Genomic DNA, 18406 nt, shown 5'->3' on the forward strand with positions numbered 1-18406 from the left:
GGAGAAGGTGCCGGCAGGCGGATGAGGGGCCGGCACCGGCGATCTGCCTAGCCTTGCGCATCCTTCACCGCCGCCGGTTTGCGGTTCAGATTGCGCCGGATCATGCCGAGATCGGCGCCGCCGATCAGGAAGGCGGCGGCGAAATAGATCAGCATGGAAATCGCAATCAGCAGTCCGAGCGTGCCGATCTTGGTCAGAAGCGGCGCGCCGGAGGCAAGCCAGGGCGCAAAATACTGCTTGAGGAAGACGATGGCCGCGCCCATGACCGCAGCAGCGACGATCAACAGGACGGTGCGCTTCGCCAGCGCCCATTCCCATGCCAGATGGCCGCGGCGCAGCAGCGTCGTGAACAGCAGCACGGTGCTGATCCACCCGGCCGTGGCTTCGGCAACGGCGATGCCGGGCGCGCCCATATAGGGGAAGAGGGTCAGCGCCGTGGCGCAGTTGGTCGCCACCGCGATTGCCGAGAAACGCATCGGCGTTTTGGTGTCCTCGCGGGCATAGAAGCCCGGCTGCAACGCCTTGATCAGCACGAAGGCCGGCAGGCCGATGCCGTAAATCGCCAGGATCGCACCGACGACGGCGGTGTTTTCCTGATGGAAGGCGCCGCGCTCGTAAAGCACGCGGATGATCTCGTCGGAGAGAATCCAGAGCGCGAAGGCGGCGGGGATCGTCAGGAACAGCACGAATTCGATCGAGCGGTTCTGCAGGTTTCCGGCCTCGCGCAGGTTGCCGCCCTTCAGCGCCCGGGCAAGTTCCGGCAGAAGCACCACGCCGACAGCGACGCCGACGACGCCGAGCGGCAGCTGGTAGATCCGGTCGGCATATTGCAGCGCTGCGATCGCGCCGTCGCGGGACGACGCAATCGCCTGGCCGATCAACTGGTTGATCTGGGTGATGCCGCCGGTCACCGCAGCCGGCACCGCTAGGATCAGCAGTCGCTTGACGTTCGGGGTCATCTTCGGGAAGCGGAAACCGATGCTCATGCCGGCCGCAAGCACGCCGATATAGACGACGGCGAGCTGCAGGACGCCCGCGGCAAGAACGCCAAAGGAGAGATACCAGGCCGTCGCCAGCGGATCGGCGCCGGTATAGAGCGCATAAAACAGCGCCCCGATCATCACCACGTTGAGGAAAACCGGCGCGATGGCGGCGGCGAAGAAATGATGCAGCGAATTCAGCATGCCGCTCATCATCGCTGTCAGCGACATGCACATCAGATAGGGAAACATCACCGCCGCCATACGGATGGTGATCGAGAATTTTTCGGGATCGTCGGCAAAGCCCGGCGCGATGACGAAGCGCACCAAAAGCGGCATGGTCAGCTCCATCACGATGGTGATGAGGAGCAGCACCGAAAACAGCACGCCGAAGACTTCTTCCGAAAAGCGCTTGGCGCCTTCGGTGCCGTTTGCCTCGATCTCCTTGGCAAACAGCGGCACGAAGGCGGCGTTGAAGGCGCCCTCGGCAAACAGCCGGCGAAAGAGGTTGGGAAAACGGAAGGCGGCGTAGAAGACGTCGGCCATCGGCCCGGTGCCGAGGGCGGCCGCCATCAGCGTTTCACGGGCGAAACCGAAGATGCGGCTGCCGAGGGTGGCGCCGCCGACGGTGGCGAATTTCTTGACGAGGCTCATGCTTGGGGACTCATGCGGAGGAATCGGCTTTTTTTTCGGCGGAAGGCGATGTCCGGGCGGTGGCGGCCGGCGCGATGATGCCGGAGGGCATGCGTTCGCGCAGTTCATCCTCCTCCTCGGCCATGACCGCCTTCATCCGGGCGGTGATGTTGGCGCGCTTGCTGTCGCCCGAAATCTTCTGTCCGACAAGGTCGGTGACGTAGAAAGTGTCGATCACTTTCTCGCCGAAGGTGGTGATGCGGGCCGACTGGATGTCCAGCGACAGATCGGAGAGCACGGCGGTGATCTCCGACAGCAATCCCGGCCGGTCGAGGCATTCGACCTCGATGACCGTGAACTTGTTCGACAGGCTGTTGGTGATGTTCACCGACGGCGGAATGACGAAGGCCTTGTTCTTCTTGCGGTGGCGCGCGCGCGTGGCGATGACCTCCGGCAGCCGTTTGCGGCCGGACAGCACGTCCTCGATCATCCGCCCGATTGTCGCGGCCCGGCGAAGCTCGTCGGCATCGTCGGTAAATTCGCGGCTGACATGGATGGTGTCGAGCGCCCGACCGTCTGAGGTCGTGAAGATCTGCGCGTCGACGATGTTGGCGCCGGCCGCCGCACAAGCGCCGGCGATGACGGCGAGCAGGCGCGGATGGTCGGGCGACAGCACGGTGATCTCGGTGATCGCGTGAAAACTGTCGGTCCGCACCGTCGTAGCGAGCGCCTGGCCGGCTTTATCGGCCTGGCGGATGAAATGGGCGTGGCGGACTTGGTCTTCCAACGGCACCGAGAGCAGATAGGGCTGGTAGTGCAGCTTGGTATAGGTATTGCGATCCTTCTGGCTCCAGTCGGAAAGGGCGGCATGCAGCGCCTCCGCGGCGGCATTGGCCCGCTCCTTGCGGGAAACCTCGGAAAAACCGCCGGCGAGCAGCAGCTCGGTTTCGTAATAGAGCGTGCGCAGCAACTGGCCCTTCCAGCCGTTCCAGACGCCCGGACCGACGGCGCGGATATCGCAGATCGTCAGGATCAGCAGCATCTTCAGCCGGTCGAGCGATTGCACGCGGTCGGCGAAATCGGTGATCGTCTTGCGGTCGGTGAGGTCGCGGGTCTGCGCTACCATCGACATGGTCAGATGTTCCTCGATCAGCCAGACGACGATTTCGGTCTGCTTCTGCGACAGACCGAAGCGGGCGCAAAGCTTGCGGGCGACGCGGGCGCCGGCGATCGAATGATCCTCCTGCCGGCCCTTGGCGATGTCGTGCAGGAGAACGGCGACATAAAGCGCCTCGCGGTCCTCGATGCCTGAGAACAGCTTGTTGGCGAGCGGATGCAGATCCTCGGCGCGGGCCTGATCGATCTCGGAGAGAACGTCGACGGTGCGGATCAGATGTTCGTCGACCGTATAGTGGTGATACATGTTGAACTGCATCATCGCGACGATCTTGCCGAACTCGGGGATGAAGCGGCCAAGCACGCCGGCCTCGTTCATCCGCCGCAGGATCAGCGCCGGATCGCGCTTCGACGTCAGGATCGACATGAACAGCCGGTTCGCCTCGTCGTTTTCCCTGAGGCTGTTGTCGATCAGGGCGAGCGACCGGGTGACGCGTTTCAGAGCGTCCGGGTGGAATTCCAACCCGTTGATGTCGGCGACGTGGAAGAGCCGGAGGATGCTGACCGGATCGCGCTTGAACACCTCGGGATCGGCAAGCGCAATGCGGCCGCGGTCCTCGACGAATTCGACACTGCCGGCGATCTTGCGATTGCGATGGGTGAAGCGGCTGATGACGCCGGTCAGGCCCGGGATCGACTTCGCCTGCTGGTCTTCAAGGGCGGCGCAGAGGATGCGGGTCAAATCGCCGACATCCTTGGCGACGAGGAAATAGTGCTTCATGAAGCGCTCGACGGCCGAAAGGCCCGGGCGGGTGTGATAGCCGAAGGCTTCGGCGATCTCGCGCTGGATGTCGAAGGACAGGCGCTCCTCGGCCTTGCCGGTCAGGAAGTGCATATGGCAGCGCACCGCCCAGAGAAAATCGTCGGCTTTCTCAAGCAGCCGGTATTCGTGTTTCGACAGCACGCCGAGCTTGACCAGCTCGGCCTGGTCGCGCACGTGATAATAATATTTCGAGATCCAGAACAGCGTGTGCAGGTCGCGAAGCCCGCCCTTGCCTTCCTTGACGTTCGGTTCGACGAGATAACGTGTATCGCCCGCCTTGCGGTGGCGCTCGTCGCGCTCGGCAAGCTTGGCGGCGATGAACTCAGGGCCGGTGCCGGTGACGATTTCCTTGTCGAAGCGGGTCTCGAGCTCGGTTTCCAGCCGCTGCAGGCCGCAGATGTAGCGCATCTCCAGGATGGCGGTGCGGATCGTCATGTCGGACTTGGAAAGCGCGATGCATTCCTCCACCGTGCGGGTGGCGTGGCCGACCTTGAAGCCCATGTCCCAGAGCACGTAAAGCATGAATTCGACCGCCTTGTGCGTCTCTTCCGCCGGCCGCGGCGGGAAGAGGAAGAGCAGGTCGATATCGGAGCCCGGCGCCAGCGTGTCGCGGCCGTAGCCGCCGACGGCGGTGACCGCGAACTTGTCCTTTTGCTGCGGAAAGATATGCGCGGTGGCGAAATTGTAGAGGGCGGTGATGATCTGGTCCTGCAGCCAGGAAATCCGGCAGGCGCAATTCAGCCCGCCGCCGTCGGCCATCAGTGCGGCCCGCGCCTTCTGCCGGCCCTCCGTGCTTGCTTTTTTCAGGGTCGCCAACAGGTCGGCGCGCAGCACGTCCGGCCGGTTGCGGTTGGCCTCGGCAACGGCGTCGCACTGCTTCTGCAACAGCTCGACGTCGAGGATGTGGGAAAAATCGAGATCGCGCATCGCTGTCGCCGGGGCGGTTTCCTGTTCATGCCGGGCGGCCTGATCCGCGCCTGCCTCGTGTTTCGTCCGCATGCGCTATAACCCCTTTATCAGGCGATTGACACGGGCCCTCATACTGCAAGAACCTTTAAATTTGGCGAAATGGTGTTGGTGAGCCGCGCAGGACAGCTTTCCCGAAAAGCTCAGCTGGCGGCCCGCGCATTCAGCAAATACAGCACCTGCCGTGTCTCGCTCATGATCTCTTCAAGCGACTGCTTGTCGCACTCGCGGTAGCCCGCCTTGGCGATCGAGGTTCCGAGCTCCGAGATCATAGCGCAGCAGCGGGTGATTTTCAGCATGCCGATCGGCGAGGTCCAGCCGCGCGCATTGCGGTCCTTATCGGCGCGCCGCATCGTGTCGAGCATGGAGCAGATGAGCGACAGGCGCTCGGTTTCGCGGATCAGCTTTTCCATGAACATCGCGTGCGTTGCCCTATTTCAGCTTCTTCTTGAGGTCGTAAAGCGCGTCCATTGCCTCGCGCGGCGTCATGTCGTCAAGGCTCATCCCCTTTAGCGCCTCCTCGACCTTGGAGGGTCCCCGGGCGGTGTCCTCGCGGCGCACCGCCACCTGGAAGAGCGGCAGGTCGTCGATCAGCTGGCTCGCCGGGTTCTTGCGGTCGGCATCTTCGAGGCGGGTAAGCACGTCGCGAGCCCGCGTCACCACCGAAGCCGGAAGCCCGGCAAGGCGGGCGACCTGGATGCCGTAGGAGCGGTCGGCCGCACCCGGCCCGACCTCATGCAGGAAGATGACGTCGCCGTCCCATTCCTTGACGCGCATCGTGGCGTTCGATAGCCGGGCAAGCTTTTCCGAAAGCACCGTCAGCTCATGGAAATGCGTGGCGAAGAGGCCGCGGCAGCGGTTGGCCTCATGCAGGTGCTCGACGGAGGCCCAGGCGATCGACAGGCCGTCGAAGGTGGCGGTGCCGCGGCCGATCTCGTCGAGGATGACGAGCGAACGGTCGCTCGCCTGGTTGAGGATCGCCGCGGTTTCGACCATTTCGACCATGAAGGTGGAGCGCCCGCGCGCCAGGTCGTCGGAGGCGCCGACACGCGAGAAAAGCCGGTCGACGATGCCGATATGGGCCGAGGTCGCCGGCACGAAGGAGCCCATCTGCGCCAGGATCGATATCAGCGCGTTCTGCCGCAGGAAGGTCGACTTGCCGCCCATGTTCGGGCCGGTCAACAGCCAGATCGCGCCGTCCTTGTCGCCTGATTTCGGCGACAGATCGCAATTGTTGGCAACGAAGGGGCCGCCTGCCTGCCGCCGCAGCGCCTGCTCGACCACCGGATGGCGGCCGCCCTCGATGGCAAACATCTTCGAGCTGTCGACCTGCGGGCGGCAATAGGCTTGCTCCTCGGCGAGAAGCGACAGGCCCGCGGCAACGTCGATGACGGCAAGCGCCCGGGCGCCGGATTTGATCGCTTCGGCTTCCGCAACCACGGCCGCCGCCATCTTCTCGAAGGCAGCAAGCTCGATCGTCAGCGCCCGATCGGCAGCATTGGCGATGCGGCTTTCGAGATCGGCGAGTTCGGTGGTGGTGAAGCGCATGGCGCTTGCCATCGTCTGGCGGTGGATGAAGCGGGCCTTGGCTTCGGCCGTGTCCGTCATCGGGGAGGCATTGCCGGCGGTCACTTCGATGAAATAGCCGAGGATATTGTTGTGCTTGATCTTCAGCGACCGGATGCCGGTCTCCTCGGCATATTGCAATTGCAGCCCGGCGATCACCCGGCGCGACTGGTCGCGCAGCGCCCGGACCTCATCGAGCTCGGCGCTGGCGCCGTCGCGCAGGAAGCCGCCGTCACGCTTCAACAGCGGCAATTCGTCTGCAAGCGTCTCGGCCAGCAGGGTTTCCAATGCTGCGGGGAGGGCCTGCAGCCCGGACAGCGCCTGGCCAAGCTCTTCCGGCAGCATCGCGCTTGCCAGCATGGCCGCAACCTCGTTCGCTGCCTGCAGGCCCTGGCGGATGGCGGAGAGATCGCGCGGGCCGCCGCGGTCGAGCGCAAGGCGGGACAAAGCGCGGGGCATGTCGGGCACATGTTTCAGCGTGTCGCGCAGATTGCCGCAGAGCGACGGTTCGTCGATCAGGAAGCCGATCGAATCAAGCCGCGCATTGATGCGGGCGGGGTCGGTCAGCGGCGACATCAGCCGCTCGGCAAGAAGCCGCGCGCCGCCGCCGGTGACGGTGCGGTCGATCGCTTTCAGCAGAGAGCCGTTGCGGTCGCCCGAAAGCGTGCGGGCCAGTTCCAGGTTGGCGCGGGTGGCGGGATCGATGAACAGCGTCGACGCCGCACTTTCCCGCTCCGGCTTTCCAAGCGGCGGCCGCTCGGCGATCTGGGTCTTTTCGACATAGGCAACGGCGGCGGCCGCCGCCGCCAGCTCGGCGCGCGAAAAGGTGCCGAAGCCGTCGAGCGTCGCGACGCCGAAATAACGCGCGATCCGGCCTTCGGCGCTGGCGCTGTCGAAGAGCACGGAAGGCTGCGGAACGGCGGTGCGGCCGAGCACGTCGAACACCGGCTTCAGTTCCGGATCGTGGAAGATCGTGTCGGGCAGGATCAGTTCGCGCGGATCGATGCGCAGGATATCGGCAAGCAGCCGCGAGGCTTCGGTCTCGGCAACCCGGAAGACGCCGGTGGAAATATCGATCCAGGCCAGCGCCAGCAACGGTTCGGCGCCGCCGCGAATGCGGGTCAGCGCCATCAGATAGTTGGATTCCGAGGGCGAAAGCAGCTTTTCCTCGGTGATCGTGCCGGGTGTGACCAGACGGACGACGTCGCGCTTGACGACGGATTTGCCGCCGCGTTTTTTCGCTTCGGCCGGATCCTCGATCTGCTCGCAGACGGCGACGCGGAAACCGAGCGAGATCAGCTTCTGCAGATAATCATCGGCCGCATGCACCGGAACGCCGCACATCGGGATATCCTGGCCCATGTGCTGGCCGCGCTTTGTCAGCGTGATGCCGAGCGCGCGCGAGGCCTCAAGCGCATCCTCGAAGAACAGCTCGTAGAAATCGCCCATGCGATAGAACAGCAGCGAACCCGGATTGTTCGCCTTGATCTCGATAAATTGCTCCATCATCGGCGTTGCCGAGGCACGGCTTTCCGCCGTGGCCAGCTCGGCAGCTGAAAAGGCTTCATTCTCTGTGTCAATTCGTGCGTTCACGGAGGTGCAGTTTTTCCCAAAAAAACAGGTGCCAACCCTATCCGCGCGCCGCTATAGATGACAACAGCATTTGAGGAAGAGCGAAGCGTCGCCCACAGGACGTTGGAGGATTTATGCCCGATATCGATAAGAAGGAACGGCCGGCGACATCAGTTACCGACCAGGAGGCGCTCGATTTTCACGCGACGGGCCGGCCCGGCAAGCTGGAAATCAACCCGACCAAGCCGATGGCGACGCAGCGCGACCTGTCGCTTGCCTATTCGCCGGGTGTCGCCGTCCCCGTCAAGGCGATCGCCGCCGATCCGCAGACGGCCTATGATTATACAGCCCGCGGCAACATGGTTGCCGTCATTTCCAACGGCACGGCGATCCTCGGTCTCGGCAATCTCGGCGCGCTGGCGTCCAAGCCGGTCATGGAAGGCAAGGCGGTGCTGTTCAAACGCTTCGCCGACGTCGATTCCATCGACCTCGAAATCGATACCGAAAATGTCGACGAGTTCATTAACTGCGTGCGTTTCCTCGGTCCTTCCTTCGGCGGCATCAACCTCGAAGACATCAAGGCGCCGGACTGCTTCGTCATCGAAAGCCGGCTGCGCGAGCTGATGGATATTCCCGTCTTCCATGACGACCAGCACGGAACGGCGATCATCGCCGCCGCCGGCCTGATCAACGCGCTGGAACTGACGGGCCGCGACCTGAAGACGACGAAACTCGTCTGCAACGGTGCCGGTGCCGCGGCGATCGCCTGCGTCGAACTGGTCAAGGCGATGGGTTTTGCGCCCGACAACATCATCCTCTGCGACACCAAGGGCGTCATCTACCAGGGCCGCACCGAGGGCATGAACCAGTGGAAATCGGCGCATGCGGCAAAGACCGACGCGCGCACGCTGGAAGAGGCGATGAAAGGTGCTGATGTCGTTTTCGGCCTGTCGCAGAAGGGCGCCTTCTCGGCCGAGATGATCCGCTCGATGGCGGATCGGCCGATCATTTTCGCCATGGCAAATCCCGATCCCGAGATCACCCCGGAAGAGGTGGCCCGCATCCGCGACGACGCCATCATGGCGACCGGCCGCTCGGACTACCCGAACCAGGTCAACAACGTCCTCGGCTTTCCCTATATCTTCCGCGGCGCCCTCGACGTTCGCGCCTCCACCATCAACGACGCGATGAAGATCGCCGCTGTCAAGGCGCTGGCAAACCTTGCCCGCGAGGACGTGCCGGATGACGTGGTTGCCGCCTATCAGGGCAACCGGCCGCGTTTCGGCTCGCAATACATCATCCCGGTTCCTTTCGATCCGCGGCTGATCTCGGCGATCCCGGTCGCGGTCGCCGAAGCGGCGATCGAAACCGGCGTCGCCCGCAAGGTCATCACCGACATGGCGGGTTATGCCCGTGAGCTTTCGGCGCGCCGCGATCCGATCGCCTCGACGCTCGCCAGCCTCTATGAGCGGGTGCGCCGTCGCCCGAAGCGGATCGTCTTTGCCGAGGCCGAGGAAGAACAGGTCCTGCGCGCCGCATTGTCCTATGCCAACCAGGAGCTCGGCACCGCCATCCTGCTCGGCCGCGAAGACCTGATCCGGGCGACGGCGGAGCGCGCCGGCATCGATCTCAACCGCCCCGGCCTCGAGATCGTCAATGCCCGTATCTCGACCCGGGTCGAGGCCTATATCGACTATCTCTATGCCAGGCTGCAGCGGCACGGTTATCTCCACCGCGACGCCCAGCGGCTGATCCATAACGACCGCAACCACTTCGCCGCCACCATGGTGGCGCTCGGCGACGCCGACGGCATGGTGACGGGCATCACCCGCAACTATTCGACGGCGCTCGAGGATGTGCGCCGTTGCATCGACGAGAAGCCCGGCCACCGCGTCATCGGCGTATCCCTGGCGCTCTGCCGCGGCCGCACGGTCTTCGTTGCCGATACGGCGGTGCACGACATGCCGACGGCCGAACAGCTTGCCGATATCGCCGAGGAGGCCGCCGGTCTGGCAAGGCGCATGGGTTATCCGCCGCGTGTCGCGATGCTAGCCTATTCCACCTTCGGCCATCCCTCCGGCGAACGCTCCGAGCGGGTGCGCGAGGCGGTGAAGATCCTCGACAAGCGCCGCGTCGATTTCGAATATGACGGCGAGATGGCCGCTGATGTGGCGCTGAACCGCAAGGTGATGGAGCAATATCCCTTCTGCCGCCTCTCCGGCCCGGCCAACGTGCTTGTGATGCCGGCCTTCCACTCGGCGTCGATCTCGACCAAGATGCTGCAGGAACTCGGCGGCTCCACGGTGATCGGTCCGATCCTCGTCGGCCTCGACAAGCCGGTGCAGATCACCTCGATGGGCGCCAAGGACAGCGACATCGTCAACATGGCGGCGATCGCCGCTTATGGCGGCACGTAACCCGTCCGTCGCATGACACGGCATTCCGTGCCCGGCCGACAACACGTCGGCCGGGTACGGATTTTGTTGGCCTATTTGCCGGCTTCGCCGCTCCGCGCCTCTATCTGTGCTCGATCCGCCTTCAGAAGTTCGAGGCGCCGTCTTTCAATAAGTCATACTTTTGATACAGTAATCTTCTATGCGCGGCATGAATTGCCCGCCTGGACCTTGAAAACGACGGGCAATTGACGGTTTCGCTGGTCAGTTGTTTCATATTTCATCAGCCGGTTGGTTCCCATGGCAGAAGACGCATCCGCCAATTTCATCGCCCGATTTCAGGGGGCAACTTTCGACGATATGGTCGAAGCCCTGACCCAGGGGTTTGGTTCGCTCGACGCATGGCGCAATGGTCGGGAGAAACCGCTCGACTGGAAGGTCGGGTTTTGGGGTGACGAAAGGGTGTCGCTGGTCAGCAATCAGGATGCCGGCGACTGGGGTGCAAGAACGGCGCACGGAACGCCGGAAACGCTGGCAATCGTCGTTCCGCGCACGGGTGCCCTCAATGTAGGGTTTGGTCGGACAGTGGTCGAAGCGACGCCTGGGCGGCTGCTGGTGATGAACAATCTTGAGTCGGAATGGGTTTCCATAGGAGCAGCGCCGCATCGGTCGGACACACTCAGTGTGAGCTGGACAATTATCGCCCAGGCCGTCGCCGCCATACTGGAGAGACCGCTGATCGGCACACTGGCGTTGGCGCCGGTCATTGATTTTTCCACGGCAGCGGGACAGTTGCTCGCCAATCTCGCACAAACGATCATCATCGGCCTGCGCAACAATGGGCCACTCCTTTACTCGCCAATTGCCATGTCGAACCTAACTCAGGCGCTTGCCGATCTCGTGGTGCGCCTGATTCCGCATCGCCTCTCGCATCTGCTCGACAGGAAAATCCATCTGATCGCGCCGCGGCATGTGCGTCGAGCCATTGAATTCATGCATGCGAACATCGACCAGCCCTTGGTAATGCAGGGTGTCGCCGAGGCGGCAGGCGTTTCCATTCGCGCTCTGGAAGTCGGTTTCCGTGAGTTCAAGGGAACCACACCGACCGCCTATCTCCGGACAATCCGCTTGCAAGCCGTCCGTGAGGATCTATGCGATCCTTCGAACCGGCAGCCGTTGCGGCACATCTGCTTGAGGTGGGGGTTCTTTCACTTTGGCCGTTTTGCGGCAATCTACCGCGCGGCGTATGGAGAGAACCCGTCGGACACCAGAAGGCGATCCGGAGGATGAGGCCACCCGGAAGACTTTAGCTCGCGAAGCGGCCGGCGTCGGCGCCGTAATAATTCAGGTAGCGGTCGGAAATGCTGGAAATCGGCAGCACGATCAGCACATCGGTCGTGTTGAAGGCATGATCGACGACGGCACTGGAGCCGACCATCGCGCCAAGTCTGAGATATCCCTTGATGAGTGGCGGTAGCGCCATCAGCGCCCGCTTCGGGTTGATGGCCTCGACCGGCATCAGATCCATGTTGCGGGCGAGATCCGGCAGGGCGCCAACGGCCCATTCGTCCTTCGCCAGCACACTATGGTAGAGGAAAGACAGTGCCAGCGCATGGCTTTCGAGATAGACGCCGGGGAAAGAGGCGCAGCCGAACATGGCGCTGACGCCGTGCTTCAGCGCATAGGCCCAGTTACCCTGCCACAGAAGCTCGACGGTGCGCTTGGTGCGGTATTCCGGCAGCACGCAGGAGCGGCCAAGCTCCATGAAGCGCTTGTCCGGATGTTTGGCGATAAGGCTCTCGATCTCGAATTCGGAAGCCGAGTAAAAACCGCCATTGGCGATGGCGACATCCTGGCGCAGCAGCCGGTAGGTGCCGACGATCTGGTCTTCCGAGTCACCCTCGATCGTGCGGTCGAGAACAAGAAGATGGTCGCAGAAGGCGTCATAGGCATCGACATCGCGCTGGCGGCGCATGGCGTCCTGCGGCAGCTGCGCCTTCATTTCGTTGACGAAAACGCGATAGCGCACGGCCTGGGCGGCATCGATCTCGCGCGCCGTGCGGGCAAGGCGGGTTTCCAGATTGCCGATGCGGCCGAGGATATCGCCGTCCTTCTGCGCAGCAGCCGGCGCGGGCCGTGCGGCCTCCACGGTGGTGTCACGATTCAGGATGTCGATGGCGGACATGACGATTCTCCCGTTGCCGGCTTATCGACGCCATAAAACACTTCTCTGCGACAGGAAAGTGACATATTGAATTTGTGAGCGCAAGAAGCAGGCTGCCCCCGCGGCACGTTACCGCGCCTCTGCCCGGCGGGCGGAAAGTGCGGCGACGGCCTGAACTTCGGTCAGCAGCCGCACCGGGTCGACCGGCTTGACCATGACGCGGTTGGCGCCGTTCAGCAAGACCTGCCGGCGGGATTCGTCGCTCTTGTCGGCGGTCAGCACAATCACCGGCACCGGGACAAGATCAAGCCGCCTTTCGTGGCCGCGCAGGCGTCCGAGCATGTCGATGCCGTTGCCGCCGGGCATCGACAGGTCGCTGATGATGATATCGGGCCGGGCATTCGCCTCGCAAAGGGCGCAATCGAGCAATGCCTCGAAATCCTCGACATGGCGCACCTTATGCCCGCCCTTCTCAAGGACGACGCGCACCAGCATGGCATTGATCGGATCGTCCTCGCCCAGCAGGATGTTGAGCCCGCTGGCAGCAACCATCGTCTCCGCCATCGAAAGGCCGAAGCCCGGCTGATTGTCGTTCAGCGCGTCGCGCTTCTCCATGCCGCGCATGCGCCCGCGCAGCACGTCGATCAGCGATTGTTCGCGCAGCGGCCGGATCAGCCAGGCATCGAAGAGGTCGAGCGGATGGGCGCTGCGCTCTTCCGGATTGACGAGCAGGACCTTGCGCAGGCCAAGCGCTGCGATTTCGGCGCGATCGGCAAGATGGGCGGAGAATTCCGCCGACATGCGATGGTCGATGATGATATCGGTCGGCCGCTTTCCGCCGTTGGCCAGCCCAAGCAGCGTTGCCCGGGCGCTCTCACCGTCGGCAACGAGATGGCAGTGGCCGCCGAGCGCGGTGATCGTCTCGGCGATGGCGGTGCGTGCGGCACCGGCCGGCGCCAAAAGCACGACGCTGTTGCCGGCAAGCAACGTATTGCGCCTGTCCGGGCGCTCGCTGCCGATATCGACAGGGAAGCGGATGGTGAATTCGCTGCCTCTGCCCTTTTCGCTGGTAACCGTCAGTGCGCCGTTGAATTCGCGCATGATGCGGGCGGAGATCGCAAGGCCGAGCCCGGTGCCGCTGCTCTTGTCGGCGAAGGTCCCGCCCTGCTCGAACTCGCCGAAGACGCGCGCCTGCTCCTCCGCCGTCATGCCGGGACCGCTATCGGTGACGGTGATCGACAGGTCGTCTCCGGCGAGCGACACGCGAATGAAGACGCCGCCGACCTGGGTGAACTTCACGGCATTGCCGATGACGTTGAACAGAACCTGGCGCAGCCGGGCCGGGTCGAAGCTCATATTCTCCGGCACGTCGGATGATACCGTGGCGCCGATCTCGATGCCTTTTTCATGCGCCCGGTGGGCGAGCATCTCGACGACGCTTTCCAGCAGCTTGCGCAGCGATTCCGAGCGCGGGTGCAGCGCGAAGCGGCCGACCTCGATGGTGGAGAAATCAAGCAGATCCTCGACCAGCTGCGTCAGCGCGTGGCCGGACTGGCGGATATTCGCCAGATAGTCCTGCTGCTCCTGCGTCAGCCGCGTTTCGGCGAGCAGATGCGTCATGCCGAGGATGCCGGACAGCGGCGTACGCACCTCGTGGCTGACGGTGGCAAGCAGCCGCGATTTGGCGGCGCTGTTATATTCGGCTTTCTGGCGGGCCTCTTCGCGGCCCTGGGCGATCAGCCGCTCGTCGGTCACATCTCTGGCTACACTCTGCAGCAGCAGACGGCCGTTAGCCGGGTCGCGGGTGACGACGTCGCGCCAGAGAAAGATGCGCTGGCCGTCCGGCGTCGAAATCTCGACGTCGAAGCAATGCGGTATCGGGCCGGGGCGGAAGGCAAGCCCGATCTCCTCGCAGCTCAGTCCCTCCGGATGAATCCGTCCGGTCAGGCGGCGAAACGTGTCGTTGGCGGAGATGATGCGCCGGTCCATGCTGCGGCTGACGGTGATGTCGCCGAGCACGTCGTGCACGTCGGCAAACAGCTTTGCGCCATCGTTCCAATCCGGCAGCGATTTGCCGCCGCTGGGGGGCTTGCGCCGCCGAACCATCAGGACCGCATAGCTGGCGATGACGGCAAGGCCGAGAACGACAAGCCCGCCCGACAGCAGCAGCGGATCGCCGGCATGGGCAAGCAGCGTCAGGATCAGCGCGGCAAGCAGGCCTGCGCCGCCAAGCCAGTAGACCAGCAGGCGCCGTGATGCTGCAGGCCCCACCTTGCTGTCGTCAGCTGCCTGAGGCGCCGACGCGCGGGCTCGCGGGGAGCAGCCCGCCATCCGCTCTTCACGCGGCTTGGCGGCGGGTCCGCCGAAGGCGGCGGACAAAGTTTCCTGCAATTGTCCCAGGCTCTGCATGCAATCTGGCTAACATGAGGCCTCTTCCGAATGCCTTCAGGAAATCGATAAGATTTTAGGGGCCGGCCTTTTTCGGCAGCAGCAGCTCGTCGAGAATGACGCAGCCGGCGCCGATGGTGATGAAGCTGTCGGCGAGATTGAACACCGCGAAGGACCAGCTTTCGGTGTAAAAGAGGATGTAGTCGATCACATGGCCATAGGCGAAACGGTCGACGAGATTGCCGATCGCCCCGGCAATGATCAGCGCATAGCCGAGATGGGCAATCCACCGGTCCTTCGCCGTGCGGTACCACAGCCAGATGACGAAGGCGACGATGATGAGCCGCATGCCGACGATGAACCAGCCATCCATGCCCTCCAGCATCGAAAAGGCGACGCCGAGATTATAGGTGCGGTAGAGCGCCAGCATCGGGATGACGGGCACCGCCTCCTGCAACGGCAGGCTATGATCGACGGCAATCTTGACGACCTGGTCGATGAGCACGGCGACGATGATGAAGAAGAGGATCGGCGCCGGGCGCGAAAACAGCGCGGGGCGGGTAGGCGTCTGTTCGGTCATTTGCCCTCGGCAAGTGAGAGGAGGTGGCGGCGCGCCTCGAAAAGCATGACGGCGGTGGCGACGGCGAGGTTCAGCGAATCGGCGCGGCCCTGCTGCGGGATGCGGGCAAGCGCATCGGCCTCCCTGGCCAGCTGCTCCGGCAGGCCGGATTGCTCGTTGCCCATCAACAGCACGGTGGGCTTTTTCCGGTAGTCGATCGTGCGGTAATCGACCGCGCCGGCAAGATGCGTCGCAACGACGGAAACGCCGGCCGATTTCCGCCAGGCGACGAATTCCTCCGCCGTCGCCCGTGCGACGGGAACGGCAAAGACCGAGCCCATGGTGGCCCGCACCGTTTCGAGCGAAAACGGATCGGTCGTCTCTCCGATGAGAATGATGCCGGAAGCGCCGGCCGCATCAGCCGTGCGGATGATGGTGCCGAGATTGCCGGGGTCACGCACCCGGTCGAGCGCCACCCAGGTCTCGCCATCCCGCGGCCGAATCTCCCGCAGCGGCTTCCAGCGCTGCTCGAAGATGCCGACGACCATCTGCGGATTGTCGCGGCGGGTGATCGAGGCGATCACCTTTTCGCTGACTTCGAGCACCAGCCCGCCCGAGGCGACGGTCTTTGCCGCCATCTGCTCGACCAGCGGCTTGCCCTTGGCGGCCTTGGCATAGACCAGCGTGCGGATCGTCCAGCCGAGCTCGATCGCATCGATGACGAGCTTCAGTCCTTCGGCCAGGAAAGTCCCGCTTTCCTCCCGCGACTTCTTGTTGGTCAGCGCCTTGATATCCTTGATGATCGGATTGGCGAGCGAGGTGACTTCCTTCACCTGCCCGACCCTGCGCGGTCCCTGATCGTGGAAGTCCTTGCTCATTTCGGCACCCAGCGGGAAAAGAGGGAGGTGGAAAGCGCGCGGCCCGGCGTCTTGCCGTCGAGGCCTGCCTCTCGGATGACCAGCTCGCCGGATTCGACCACCCCGCCGGCGCCCCGCATCGTCTCGCGCATCAGCTCGTGGATCGAATAGAAGCTGGCGCGGATCGAATAGGCCGTCAGCACCAGGCCGACCGCCTTCGGCGACAGGATCTCGCGGCAGACATCGAGCATCAACGGCAGATGCTCGAAGAGATGCCAGACCTCGCCGTTCGGGCCGCGGCCGAATTTTGGCGGATCGGTGAGGATGATGTCGTATTGGCTGCCGCGGCGTTCCTCGCGCAGGATGAATTTCATCGCATCCTCGCAGATCCAGCGGATCGGCAGCTTGTCCATGCGCCCCAGCGCCTGGTTTTCTCGCGCCCAGCCGATCGCCTTCTTCGAGGCGTCGACATGGGTGACTTCGGCGCCGGCTGCGGCGGCAACCAGCGAGGCGACGCCGGTATAGCCGAAAAGGTTCAGCACCTTCAGCGGCCGGCCGGCCTTTTCGACCTGATCCTTCATCCAGCTCCAGTGCACGATCTGCTCAGGGAAGACGCCGACATGACGGAAGGAGGTGAAGCGGCCGTGGAAATCGACGCCGAGCAGATTGAGCGGCCAGGTCTCGCCGAGCGCCTCCTTCGGGAAGCGCCAGCGGCCGGTGCCTTCCTCGTCGGTATCGCCGGTGAAGGCGGCATCGACCTTTTCCCAGACGTGGGCCGGCAGCGAAGGCCGCCACAGCGCCTGGGCCTCCGGGCGGATGATGCGGTAGGGGCCGTATTGCTCGAGCTTTTCGCCGTTGCCGCTGTCGATCAGATGGAAGTCGCCGGCCCCGAGCGATTCCAGGATGACGGGCACGCGCTCAGTCGGACGCTCGCCGCTGCGGGTCATCAGCGGCCGCTCGACGGCGGCAGGCACGGCAGGCTCGTGCACCGTCTCGCGGCTGACTGCCGGCCGCGCGACCGGCTTCGGCGGCCGGCCGGCCCGATCGTCCCTGCGGCTTTCACCGGCAGGACCGGATGTCTTCTTCTGGCCCGGCCGGCGTTCTCTATGTTTCAACGTGCTCTTCCGCGTCTCTGTCGGGGTGTCGTGAAAGGGTCTGTGCTCCACAGCACCCTTTGAGTTATGCAGTAGCCCAGAAAACCGTGCCGGATCAACTGCGCGCCGGCGCGGCATTTATTTCAAGCCTCGGATGCGCGCCTGCGAAGCCAGCTTTCCGCCGCATAAAGGGCTGCGATATGCATCGACTGCATGATGACCGCGCCGGACTGCACCTCGCCAAGGATGGCGGCAAGATCCGCAAACAGCAGCTCGACCTTTTCGCCTGGGTCGAAACGCGGTTCGCCGGCCCGGCTGAGGCCGAGCGCCAGCCAGCTCGTCACCGCATTGCTGTGGCTGGCGGCGTTCGGGTAGGAGGTCAGCAGCTTGACGAAGGTCGAGGCTTCATATCCGGTCTCCTCCCTGAGTTCGCGCCGGGCCGCCGCCATCGCCGCATCGCCGGTCTCGCTGTCGCCGCGCTCGACACCGCCAGCGACGAGCCCGTGGATGATCTCGCCGCGGCCGTGCCGGTATTCCCGCGTCAGCAGCACGCGCCCGTCGGGCATGACAGGCACGACGTTGATCCAGTCGGGATAGTCGAGCACATGGAAGGGCGCGATGACGGTCCCATCGGCGGTGATGCAGTCGTCGCTTCGCAGCCGGATCCAGCGGTCCTCATAGGTGATGCGGCTTGCCGTTACGTTCCAGGGCTTCAGTTCGTCACTCATCGCCAATTCCTTGTTGCGCAACCAGCGAGATAACATTCCTCTCCGCCTTGGCAAAAGCCTTTCCCGCTGGGATAAGGTGAGCGAATCGGAGATGGGGCTATCGAATGGATTTCACCGGCGAAGAACGCATCGCCGCGCCGCGGGATGTCGTCTGGGCAGCGCTCAACGATCCCGAGATCATGCGCGGCTGCATTCCAGGCTGCCAGAGCATCGAACGGCTGTCACCGGATACTTTCGAGGCGACGATCAGGGTCAAGTTCAGCCTGCTGTCGGCCACTTTCCATGGGCTGCTGACGCTGTCCAATGTCGATGCGCCGCAGAGCTACACGCTGTCGGCCGAAGGCAAGGGTGGTCTTGCCGGCTTCGCCAGAGGCAGCGCCGATGTCGTGCTCGAAGAAAGCGGCGTCGACACCATCCTGCATTATCGGGCAAAAGCCGAACTTGGCGGCAGGCTTGCCCAGTTCGGCGCACGCCTGCTCGATTCGACCTCGCAGCGGCTCGCCGAAGGGTTCTTTTCGGATTTCAATGCCGCCGTCGTCGCGAAGATCGCGGCCGGCTGATCCCCGC

At 63.9% G+C, this 18406-nt stretch carries 13 protein-coding genes; 3 read left to right on the forward strand and 10 right to left on the reverse strand.

The genetic code is table 11. From position 1 onward, the window contains the following. Positions 1-47: 47 nt before the first annotated feature. The 4 genes from murJ to mutS form a co-directional block, all read right to left on the reverse strand. Positions 48-1634, reverse strand: coding sequence for a murein biosynthesis integral membrane protein MurJ (murJ, locus tag RLEG4DRAFT_RS34575; RefSeq protein WP_003583849.1), 1587 nt, complete (start codon positions 1632-1634; stop codon positions 48-50). Positions 1635-1644: 10 nt separating this feature from the next. After that, positions 1645-4551, reverse strand: a complete 2907-nt coding sequence (locus tag RLEG4DRAFT_RS34580; RefSeq protein WP_003583851.1) for a [protein-PII] uridylyltransferase — start codon at positions 4549-4551, stop codon at positions 1645-1647. Between the two features lie 110 nt (positions 4552-4661). Further along, the gene (locus RLEG4DRAFT_RS34585) at positions 4662-4937 is read right to left on the reverse strand and encodes a hypothetical protein (RefSeq protein WP_003583852.1); all 276 of its coding nucleotides are present in this window, start codon (positions 4935-4937) and stop codon (positions 4662-4664) included. Between the two features lie 13 nt (positions 4938-4950). Beyond that, complete coding sequence (gene mutS / locus RLEG4DRAFT_RS34590) at positions 4951-7677, reverse strand: DNA mismatch repair protein MutS (RefSeq protein WP_003583853.1); 2727 nt, start codon at positions 7675-7677, stop codon at positions 4951-4953. 113 nt (positions 7678-7790) lie between these two features. Between mutS and RLEG4DRAFT_RS34595 the strand changes: the two genes are divergently transcribed. Together RLEG4DRAFT_RS34595 and RLEG4DRAFT_RS34600 are read left to right on the forward strand one after the other, a co-directional pair. Continuing rightward, the gene (locus RLEG4DRAFT_RS34595) at positions 7791-10073 is read left to right on the forward strand and encodes an NADP-dependent malic enzyme (protein ID WP_003583854.1); all 2283 of its coding nucleotides are present in this window, start codon (positions 7791-7793) and stop codon (positions 10071-10073) included. Between the two features lie 276 nt (positions 10074-10349). Further along, positions 10350-11339 (forward strand): helix-turn-helix domain-containing protein, encoded by a 990-nt coding sequence (locus RLEG4DRAFT_RS34600; RefSeq protein ID WP_003583855.1) that lies wholly within the window; start codon positions 10350-10352, stop codon positions 11337-11339. A gap of 16 nt (positions 11340-11355) precedes the next feature. Here the strand turns inward: RLEG4DRAFT_RS34600 and RLEG4DRAFT_RS34605 are convergent, their stop codons facing one another. From RLEG4DRAFT_RS34605 to RLEG4DRAFT_RS34630, 6 genes are all read right to left on the reverse strand, one after another. Further along, a complete protein-coding gene (locus tag RLEG4DRAFT_RS34605) occupies positions 11356-12234 on the reverse strand; it encodes a GNAT family N-acetyltransferase (RefSeq protein ID WP_003583856.1) in 879 nt (292 codons plus the stop codon). A 108-nt stretch (positions 12235-12342) separates the two neighbouring features. Then, positions 12343-14622: a PAS domain-containing hybrid sensor histidine kinase/response regulator gene (locus RLEG4DRAFT_RS34610; protein WP_003583857.1), complete on the reverse strand. Its 2280-nt coding sequence runs from the start codon at positions 14620-14622 to the stop codon at positions 12343-12345. A gap of 55 nt (positions 14623-14677) precedes the next feature. Further along, on the reverse strand, positions 14678-15181 hold the full coding sequence (gene lspA, locus RLEG4DRAFT_RS34615; protein WP_003583858.1) for a signal peptidase II: 504 nt from the start codon (positions 15179-15181) through the stop codon (positions 14678-14680). Further along, entirely contained in the window at positions 15178-16038 is an 861-nt protein-coding gene (locus RLEG4DRAFT_RS34620) for a TrmH family RNA methyltransferase (RefSeq protein WP_003583859.1), read from the reverse strand. Before RLEG4DRAFT_RS34620 ends, lspA begins: the two co-directional genes overlap by 4 nt. Next, positions 16035-17132, reverse strand: a complete 1098-nt coding sequence (locus RLEG4DRAFT_RS34625) for a class I SAM-dependent methyltransferase (protein WP_037094518.1) — start codon at positions 17130-17132, stop codon at positions 16035-16037. Before RLEG4DRAFT_RS34625 ends, RLEG4DRAFT_RS34620 begins: the two co-directional genes overlap by 4 nt. A gap of 122 nt (positions 17133-17254) precedes the next feature. After that, positions 17255-17839, reverse strand: coding sequence for an NUDIX hydrolase (locus RLEG4DRAFT_RS34630; protein ID WP_037095005.1), 585 nt, complete (start codon positions 17837-17839; stop codon positions 17255-17257). A 104-nt stretch (positions 17840-17943) separates the two neighbouring features. Here RLEG4DRAFT_RS34630 and RLEG4DRAFT_RS34635 point away from each other — a divergent pair, with 104 nt between their 5' ends. After that, the gene (locus RLEG4DRAFT_RS34635; RefSeq protein WP_003583862.1) at positions 17944-18399 is read left to right on the forward strand and encodes an SRPBCC family protein; all 456 of its coding nucleotides are present in this window, start codon (positions 17944-17946) and stop codon (positions 18397-18399) included. The last annotated feature ends 7 nt before the right edge of the window (positions 18400-18406 follow it).

Source organism: Rhizobium leguminosarum bv. trifolii WSM2297 (assembly GCF_000271845.1).

Excerpts from the sequence above, each read along its gene's own strand:
- murJ (WP_003583849.1), bottom strand. The coding sequence starts at position 1,634 with ATGAGCCTCGTCAAGAAATTCGCCACCGTCGGCGGCGCCACCCTCGGC.
- RLEG4DRAFT_RS34580 (WP_003583851.1), bottom strand. The coding sequence starts at position 4,551 with ATGCGGACGAAACACGAGGCAGGCGCGGATCAGGCCGCCCGGCATGAA.
- RLEG4DRAFT_RS34585 (WP_003583852.1), bottom strand. The coding sequence starts at position 4,937 with ATGTTCATGGAAAAGCTGATCCGCGAAACCGAGCGCCTGTCGCTCATC.
- RLEG4DRAFT_RS34595 (WP_003583854.1), top strand. The coding sequence starts at position 7,791 with ATGCCCGATATCGATAAGAAGGAACGGCCGGCGACATCAGTTACCGAC.
- RLEG4DRAFT_RS34600 (WP_003583855.1), top strand. The coding sequence starts at position 10,350 with ATGGCAGAAGACGCATCCGCCAATTTCATCGCCCGATTTCAGGGGGCA.
- RLEG4DRAFT_RS34605 (WP_003583856.1), bottom strand. The coding sequence starts at position 12,234 with ATGTCCGCCATCGACATCCTGAATCGTGACACCACCGTGGAGGCCGCA.
- RLEG4DRAFT_RS34610 (WP_003583857.1), bottom strand. The coding sequence starts at position 14,622 with ATGCAGAGCCTGGGACAATTGCAGGAAACTTTGTCCGCCGCCTTCGGC.
- lspA (WP_003583858.1), bottom strand. The coding sequence starts at position 15,181 with ATGACCGAACAGACGCCTACCCGCCCCGCGCTGTTTTCGCGCCCGGCG.
- RLEG4DRAFT_RS34620 (WP_003583859.1), bottom strand. The coding sequence starts at position 16,038 with ATGAGCAAGGACTTCCACGATCAGGGACCGCGCAGGGTCGGGCAGGTG.
- RLEG4DRAFT_RS34630 (WP_037095005.1), bottom strand. The coding sequence starts at position 17,839 with ATGAGTGACGAACTGAAGCCCTGGAACGTAACGGCAAGCCGCATCACC.
- RLEG4DRAFT_RS34635 (WP_003583862.1), top strand. The coding sequence starts at position 17,944 with ATGGATTTCACCGGCGAAGAACGCATCGCCGCGCCGCGGGATGTCGTC.